Origin of the sequence: Mycobacterium sp. (assembly GCF_019243155.1) — a bacterium.
Lineage (GTDB): Bacteria > Actinomycetota > Actinomycetes > Mycobacteriales > Mycobacteriaceae > Mycobacterium.
In genome coordinates, this window is the sequence record NZ_JAFAUS010000178.1 from 1 (window position 1) to 8,369 (window position 8,369).

4 protein-coding genes and 1 pseudogene are annotated in these 8,369 nt (G+C 64.5%); 2 read left to right on the forward strand and 3 right to left on the reverse strand.

The annotated features are described in order from the left end of the window. From JOZ00_RS08765 to JOZ00_RS08775, 3 genes are all read right to left on the reverse strand, one after another. Nucleotides 1-1,695: condensation domain-containing protein (locus tag JOZ00_RS08765; RefSeq protein WP_293342568.1), on the reverse strand; the 1,695-nt coding region annotated here is incomplete at its 3' end. Nucleotides 1,696-1,932: 237 nt separating this feature from the next. After that, on the reverse strand, nt 1,933-3,543 hold the full coding sequence (locus JOZ00_RS08770) for a DHA2 family efflux MFS transporter permease subunit (protein ID WP_293342571.1): 1,611 nt from the start codon (nt 3,541-3,543) through the stop codon (nt 1,933-1,935). A 663-nt stretch (nt 3,544-4,206) separates the two neighbouring features. Beyond that, nucleotides 4,207-5,688: a DUF4185 domain-containing protein gene (locus JOZ00_RS08775; protein WP_293342573.1), complete on the reverse strand. Its 1,482-nt coding sequence runs from the start codon at nt 5,686-5,688 to the stop codon at nt 4,207-4,209. Between the two features lie 362 nt (nt 5,689-6,050). Between JOZ00_RS08775 and JOZ00_RS08780 the strand changes: the two genes are divergently transcribed. Further along, on the forward strand, nt 6,051-7,460 hold the full coding sequence (locus JOZ00_RS08780; protein ID WP_293342576.1) for an MFS transporter: 1,410 nt from the start codon (nt 6,051-6,053) through the stop codon (nt 7,458-7,460). Between the two features lie 201 nt (nt 7,461-7,661). After that, nucleotides 7,662-8,369 (forward strand): annotated as a pseudogene (locus tag JOZ00_RS08785) (hypothetical protein); the annotation flags it as partial.

Consider the following 8,369-nt stretch of genomic DNA (forward strand, 5'->3'; position numbering starts at 1 on the left):
CAGGCGCGAACGCAGATACTCGTTGGTGATCACCGCGGCGGGGGCGGCATCAGACAAAACGAACTCGATCCGCGCCGCGGGCACCCCCGGGTCGATCGGCAGGTAAGCCGCCCCGGTCTTGAGCACGGCCAGGATCGCCACGATCGCCTCGGCGGAACGCTCCATCAGCAGACCCGCGCACTGCCCCGGGCCCACACCATGCTCGATAAGCAGATGCGCCAACCGGTTTGACGCCTCATCCAACTGCGCATACGTCAGCGAGTCGCCGCCACACGTCAACGCCACCGCCCCCGGAGCCCGAGTCACCTGCACGGCGAACACCGCCGGAATCGATGCCGGCGCAACAACCGGCGTCGTCAGCACCGCGCGATTGCCCCAGCCGTCCAATCGGACATGCTCGGCCCCATCGAGCACCTCGATCGAGGACAACGGCCGAGCGGGGTCGGCGGTCATCGCCGCGAGCACTCGCTGCAACCGTCCCGCGAGGTCGGAGACGTCAAGATCCGAAAACAGTTGTCCCGCACCGGCTGTGCTGAGGAAGAGTTGATCTCCGGCACCGGAGAAGATCAACCCGAACGCCCCCACGGCGCCTGCATTGGAGTACGACGCCGTGGCCGCGATGCCGGCAAAGTCCAGTGAAAATGCCGACGGCAAGAAGTTGATGCTGACCCGATTGGCCAGGGATCCGGCGTCGATGGCTTGGCGTTCCAGCGCGTGCACCGGAAACCTCTGGTGCGCCACCGCTTCCCGGATCCGGGTGTCCACCTGCGCACAGAAGTCGGCCACCGACGATTCCGGCGACACCCCGAACACCAGCGGCACCACCCCGGCCATCATCGCGGGAATCGTCTTGGATTCCGGGCGCACCCGCCTACTGACCGGGAAGTCGAGCACCACCTCAGACCCCTGCGCGCTCCAGCCCCGCACCAGCAGCGCGCACGCGGCGGTGATCACCGATGAGCGCGGGATGTTCCACCCGTCGGAGACCTCCTGAACGCGGCGTAACACCTTGGGATCCAGCCGCACCGGCGCCGAAGGCCACGGATCACGGTCGCTAAGCGGCGACGCCAGCCGATGATCCGCTGCACGGGCCAGAGCCTTGATCCAATAGGCCTGATCGTCAAGATAATCGGCCGACGCTTCGTACTCCGATTCGATGCGAACCAGATCCCGCAACGATCCGAAGAACCCCGGTGGAACACTGGCGCCGGAAACCATTGCCGCATACACGGTCGCGATCCGATGGGCCAGCAGCGTCATTCCGGTGCCATCGATGACGATGTGATGACCGCACGCGAAGAAATAGAACTCGTCGGACCACGTCTGGAACAGTGCGAATTTGAACAGCGGGCCCGGGAACGGTATCGGAGTGCGTTGAATCGACGCGGCCATCGCGCGGGCTTCCCGCACCGGTTGACGCGAGGAACTCAGGTCATGAAAATCCAGTTCGAGAATCGCGTCATCGATCGCCCGTTGGAAGACCTGGCCGTCCCGCTGGAAAATCGCGGCCCTTGCGGGTTCAGCTTCCAGCGCCACTTTCTGGATCGCCCGCTCGAGGATGGCACGGTCGATTGCGCCGTCGATCTTCACCAACAGGCCGAGCTGCCACTCCTCGCCGGCGAAGCCCGTCTCCTGCGCGAGCCATATGTCCAGCTGTCCGCGCGTTAGCGGAAACGACCGGTCATCTAGTTCCATCCGACTTAACCCAACCCCGCGCGGCCTGTGTAACCTCCGGCCTGCTTGCAGCCTGTCAGCAAGACTCTTCGGCTGTTATTGGGCCGGTTAAAGTCACCCTAGTTTTGTTAACGTTTGCAAACCATACCTGAGGTCAACGATATCGGTCCATAGCTTGAGTAAAGTTTGCAACGCGGCCGTAGCGGGTCGATCGGAAGCCGGTGCGGTGCCGATCTCAACTGATCGGTGAGCCGATAACTACTGGTCGGAAATGGTCGCCTGCACGGCAGGTTTCTTCGGCAAAAAGGCGGCGGGGATGACAGTGCCCAGCACCAGTACGACGCCCACGGCGAACACCATCGTGTAGGCGTGCGCATAGTCGTGCGCCACACTGCTCGCGAAGCCCGGGGCCAATGTCTGGTGCGGAATCGCCGCCGGATCGACCGGTACCCCGCGACTGGCGGCATCCTGTTGCATCTCCGCAAGCTTGTTCGCGGCGATCAAGTCATCGTGGCGATTGAATTGGTTGGTCAACAGCACCGCCATCAACGCGGCTCCGATGGAACCGCCAACCTGATCGTTGACGCCAAGCAGAGTCGTACCTCGGGCGACCTGCTCCGGCGCCAGCGACTGCATGCACGATGCCGACAGCGGCGCCGAGATGAAGCCGACGCCCAGGCCCATAATCACCAGGCCCGCCAGCAGTATCGGCGAATAGTTTGCTTGCTTGGCGACTCCGAAGGTGAAGACGCCGAGACCGGCAGCTGTCAGCGGGAGCCCGGCCAGCACCATCTTGCCGGGCCCGTATTTATCCATGAACAGCCCGGCCAGTGGAGTGGCCACGATGATCCCGATTCCCATCGGCACCAGGTGCATCCCGGATTCCATCGGCGTCTGGTGCAGCGCCACCTGGAAGTAGTTGGGAACGAGCAACCCGAAGCCGACGAAGGCGCAGGCGAATGCCAGCAGCGTGATGTTGACCTGGGTGACCGTACGGTTCCTGAACAGTCGCAGATCGATGAGCGGGTTATCCGCTCGGTACCAGGCGTGCAGAACAAACGCGATGATCAACGCCAAGCCGGTGATCGTCGGCACCCACACGTAGCGATCTGTAACCGTGTGCCGTCCCGGGATGGACGAGATTCCGGCCAGCAATATCGCCACGCCCGGAGACAACAGCAGCGCTCCGACGAAGTCGAGCGTGTCCGACGGGGTGGAACGGTCCTTCGGGAAGATGATCGCCACCAGCACGAAGGCGGCCAGCCCGATCGGAATGTTGAACAAAAAGATCCACTTCCAGCCATAGGCGCCGATCAGCCAGCCGCCCAGGATCGGTCCACCGATCGGCCCGATCAAGAAGGGGACCGCTCCGACCGCGACCAAGCGGCCGATCCGCTTCGGGCCCGCCTCACGCGTCAGGATCACAAAGCTCAGCGGCATCAGCATCCCGCCACCGGCGCCTTGTATCACCCGAAATACGATGAGCAGCAGAATGTTTGGCGCCATGGCGCACAGAAACGAGCCCAGGGTGAACAGGAAGATCGCGCCCATGAACAGCCGTTTGGTGCCGAACCGGTCGGCCGCCCACCCGGTTATCGGGATCACGGCGACGAACGCGAGCATGTAGCCGGCCACCGTCCAGGCCACCATCGTCTGGCTGGTCGCGAATTCGGTGACAAACGTTCGCTGGGCGACGGCGACCACGGTGCTGTCCAGAAACGCCATCACGCTGGCCAGGCCGCAGACCGCGGCGATCTGGAGCAGCCGGGCGTCCAGCTTGTCGGGATAATCCTGCTCACCGGCGCCCGACTGCCCTGCGGCAGCGGTGGACGCGGGAGCGGCAGAGGCCGCGGACGGCACGTTATCCATAGGCTGCCGAGCATATCGGCTTTCCCGCCGAGGCTTCGGCCCGTGTTACCGAGGGCGTTTTGTCAGGCGATTTCCAGCCCTTACACGGGGCAGCGGACTAACCTTGAAAGAGTGAACCCAAGGGCGCAACGATAGCTGCAATCGCTTTGGCGAGCGCAATCGCTGAAACCGCGATGAAGAAATTCGCAGCGATATTTCTGGCCGTCGGAGCTTTAATGCTCAGCGGGGCTGTCGCCTACCCGGAATCGCAGTCGCCGGGCCCGTCACCGCCGCCCTTTGGACCCAAATGCCTGTCATTCGACGGCGTCCAGTGGAATTACCTGCCGTGCGGATGGACAACGGACGGCAAGCGATGGACTCCCCCACCACCGCCGCCCGATCCCTAATCGGATGCGGTGCGCCGGGGTCACCCGTAGTGGCGTCGCCGGCAATCCCGTCCGCTTACCACGATGCCCAGTCGGAGAGCGCCGTTCGCGCGCTGTACGCCCTCGATGCACACCTCAACGGTTTCGCGCCGCGCCGGCGGGTTGCCGGGGTTTCGCGATGTTGCGTGGTTGTCAAAGGTGATCATCCTCGATCTCCTCTCTCACAAGGTCATTTACTAAGGGTGCGCCTTGCTTGGTGGTAATTAGAGGTGCGACACGATTACGGATTTGACACGAATTACGGAAGCACGGTGTGCATCAACATCACGTCGTACGCCGACCACAACGACAGGTTGAAATACAGGTCTCTGCCCGACGACCAGGGATGAATCATCGGCGCGTAAATACCGCCGGGCATCTGAAACGACGACACGAGCGGTTGTTCGGGACTCCACGGTCCTTGCGGCGTCGGCGCGGTCCTGGCCACGACGTCGTTGCTGCCGCCATCGGTGTAGAGCACCAGGTATTGCTTCAGATAGCTGTTGTATTGGGCGGACATTTCGCCGACCGGGCCCGGGAAAATAGGTGTCGCCGCCCCGGGATTGTTCGGCACCCAATGGCCACCGTCGTCGCCATTCCAATATTGGTACTTGGTGAGGTCGGGTAATTGGCTCGGTGGAACTCGCGACAGGAACGCCGCGCCGCCGCGTCCCGACGGGGTTCCGAATTGGTAGACGTAGCCGTCGTTGCCCTTCAGGAACGCACCCATCTGGAAATTCTCATTTCCCGGCGTGAACCCGGCGCCCGGGATCGCGTCCGCCGAGGCCGTGCGGATCGAGGTGGGGAAGATTCCCCAGTTCTGGCCGTTGTCGTTGGACCGGGCGATGGCCGAGTAGTTCGTCGACCATTCGCCGTCGCGACCCCACTGGCGGATCGACATGTAGCTCATGTACTGGGTTCGGCCCATCGACATCGCCGCGGTCGGAATGATGCCCGTCTCGTGCGCCGCCTTATGGATGGTGTTGACGACCTGTTTGGACAGTCCGGGCGCCCATACGGGTGAGCCAGAGTATGGGTTGTTTGGCGCCCCGTCGGCGATGTGGATTCCGTGAGACAGGTCGTGATCGTTGCTGCGGAACAGCGTGTTGTAGCGCCACTGCTGGCCGTGCACCTTGCAGTAGCCGAAGGTGTCACCGAACGCCATGAGGACCTGACGGTTGGCGGCATCGCCGTTGTCCCAGGCGATCCCGAGGTCGGTGCCGGAGATGCTGAAACGTTCCAGGGTCTTGTTGGGGCCGTTGGGTCCGGTCACCCAGTCCACGAGCGACGTCGGGGCTCCCGCGATCGACGGAGGTGGCGGCGCCGGCTCCGGCTGTGGCTGCGGGATCGGGGCCGCGTTCGGACGCAGCTGGTTGGCATTCGGCGGCGCGGGGATGCCCGGCGCGGGCGGGTTCGGCCCGGGAGGTAACACCTCCGCTTGCGGTCGCATCGGAGCGGACCGAGGGGTCGGCGCAGTCGGTCGCAGCAACGAGGAGATCAGCGGACCCAGTCTGGGCAGCGGCGCCTGGTCGTTCGTGTGAGTCGGCCTGCGGCCGGTCGGTGGCTGGACGACCGGCTGCGGCATGGGCATCGAAGGTGGCGCGGCCGGCGGGTCGATGTTGGCCTCAGGCGCGCCGCAGGGGGTGGCGTTCGCCACCGGCGTGGGACCCACGACGACGACCAGTCCGACAGCGGCCGCCGACGCCACCTTTAGCGACACACTTCGAAAAATCGCCGACATGTAACACCTTTCGAGGACGGTGACTCCGCATTGACGTCGGTAGCTGGCCCATGTGACGATAGTGACCAGCGCGGCTCCTGTGACCGGTGATGAGTCGATAGGTATCCATCCGTGACCGTGTCGCAACGCATCTCCTCCCCCGGCTTCGCGGGCCCTCGGCAGTTTGCTGAGTCCCGCTCTGTGTGCGGGCGCCGCTAACCGTCACCAGTTGTTCAGACAGACGCCCTCCGGTACGGCGGCCGGCCAGGTACGCTCCCCACGCCGGCACGCCCAACGCTTTCGCGGACTAGTAAGAAGCCGATTCAGGCAAACACAATCTGCTCGGCACCTCGGGTGGGCGGCCCGCCAAGGAGGGCGAAAAGATGAGTGTGGGTAACGACTCGCAAGGCAAGCTAACGGAGAGCAGAGCGTATCTTCGCCGGGTGGTCGCCGCGTCCATGGCCGGCACGGTGGTGGAATGGTACGAATTCTTCCTCTACGGGACCGCGGCCACGCTGGTCTTCAGCAAGGTCTTCTTCCCCCGGGGCGGCAACGAGCTCGACGCAATCCTGGCCGCCTTCGTGACCTACGCGGTCGGTTTCGCCGCCCGCCCGCTCGGCGGCATCGTCTTCGGCCAGCTCGGGGACCGGTACGGACGTAAGAAACTGCTGCAGTTCAGTTTGCTGCTGGTTGGTATCGCCACCTTCGCCATGGGTTGTCTGCCCACCTTCGCGCAGATCGGGTACTGGGCACCGACCCTGCTGGTGGTGCTGCGCTTCTTCCAGGGTTTCGCCGTCGGCGGCGAGTGGGGTGGAGCCGTTCTGCTGGTCGCCGAACACAGCCCGAAGTCCAGCCGGGGGTTCTGGGCCAGCTGGCCGCAGGCCGGTGTCCCGAGCGGAAACATGCTGGCCACCGCGGTGCTGCTGGTTCTCACCTCGACGCTCTCGGACGCGGCGTTCCTGAGCTGGGGCTGGCGCGTCGCCTTCTGGTTGTCCGCGATCGTCGTTCTCATCGGTTACTACATCCGCACCAAGGTGACGGACGCACCGATCTTCCGCGCCTCCCAGCAGGAGGCAGATCACCTCGAGAAGACCCGGATGGGTGTGGTCGAGGTGATAAAGCATTACCCGCGTGGCGTTTTCACCGCGATGGGCCTGCGATTCGGCGAGAACACCATGTACTACCTCGTCGTCACCTTCTCCATCACCTATCTCAAGGTGCAGGTGCACGCCAACACCAAGGTCATCCTGTGGTGGCTGCTGGCCGCGCACGCGGTGCACTTCGCGGTCATCCCGCTAACCGGCCATCTCAGTGACCGATTCGGTAGGCGCCCAATCTATTTCGTCGGCGCGATCTGCGCGTGCAGCTGGGGCTTCTTCGCCTTCCCGATGATGAACAGCGGCCGCGACGCGATCATCATGTCGGCGATCGTCATCGGACTGGTGTTCCACGGTCTGATGTACGCGGTCCAGCCCGCGGCGATGGCGGAGATGTTCCCGACCCGGATGCGGTATTCGGGGGTGTCGCTGGGCTATCAGGTCACCTCGATCGTGGCCGGCTCGCTGGCGCCGATCATTGCGGTGCGTTTGCTCGAGACCTACAAATCCGCGGTGCCCATCTCCTGGTATCTGGCGGCTACCGCGGCGGTGAGCGCGGTGTCCGTCCTGTTCGCCCGCGAGACGAAGGGCATCGACTTGGCCGCCGTCGACCGGGCCGATGTGCAACGTCGGGTCGTCCCGGCACGCCCGTCGGACGGGCCCGAGCCGACCGAGCTTGTCGAAAAAACCGTCTAGGCCAGTGCGACGACGGACGAAAAACCGCGAGGCTTACCCAAAAAGCTTTGACTGACCATGTTTGTTGAACGTCCCGCGTGGCAATGATGCAAAAGAGGCGTGCACGTCGGCCGGCCTTCGTGTTCGCCTAGGTCCCGTCGGTTCAGCCCGAGAGCCGACGGGGCCGCCCTTTTCCGGGACCCGGCGGAGTAGCGTGCGCTTATGGGCGGCTCGACCGGAGTGTGGATCCTCGGCGGTTTCCAAAGCGACTTTGCCCGCAACCTCACCAAGGAGGGCCGCGACTTCGCGGCCCTGACCGCTGAGGTCGTCGAGGGCACGCTCGCATCGGCCGGCGTGAACGCCGCCGCCATCGAAGTAGTCCACGTCGCGAATGCCTTCGGCGAGATGTTCGCCGGCCAAGGTCACCTCGGGGCGATGCCGGCCTCGGTGCGCGACGGCCTGTGGGACACCCCCGCTTCGCGACACGAGGCGGCATGCGCCTCCGGTAGCGTGGCGGCGCTGTCGGCGATGGCCGATCTACGGTCAGGCGCCTACGACTGTGCGCTCGTCGTGGGGGTCGAACTCGAGAAGACCGTGCCCGGCGACACCGCCGCCCAGCATCTCGGTGCGGCCGCGTGGACCGGACACGAGGGTCAAGGCGCTCGTTACCTGTGGCCGTCCATGTTCGCCGAGGTTGCCCACGAGTACGACCGCCGCTACGGACTGGACGACGCGCACCTGCGGGCCGTGGCGCAGCTCAACTTCGCCAACGCGCGCCGTAACCAGCGGCGCGGCGGGCGAGTATCAGGTCGAGGGCGCCCGGACCTTCGGCACTCTCAATTTCGGCGGGAGCACCGCCACCACGGTGAGTTTCGTCGTCGGCACTGCGTGAGGTACCTGACATGGATGTTGAGATCGTCGGCAAGTTCC

What these genes read in the sequence shown, in the direction of transcription:
- JOZ00_RS08770 (WP_293342571.1), bottom strand. Translation starts at nt 3,543, where the DNA reads ATGGATAACGTGCCGTCCGCGGCCTCTGCCGCTCCCGCGTCCACCGCT.
- JOZ00_RS08775 (WP_293342573.1), bottom strand. Translation starts at nt 5,688, where the DNA reads ATGTCGGCGATTTTTCGAAGTGTGTCGCTAAAGGTGGCGTCGGCGGCC.
- JOZ00_RS08780 (WP_293342576.1), top strand. Translation starts at nt 6,051, where the DNA reads ATGAGTGTGGGTAACGACTCGCAAGGCAAGCTAACGGAGAGCAGAGCG.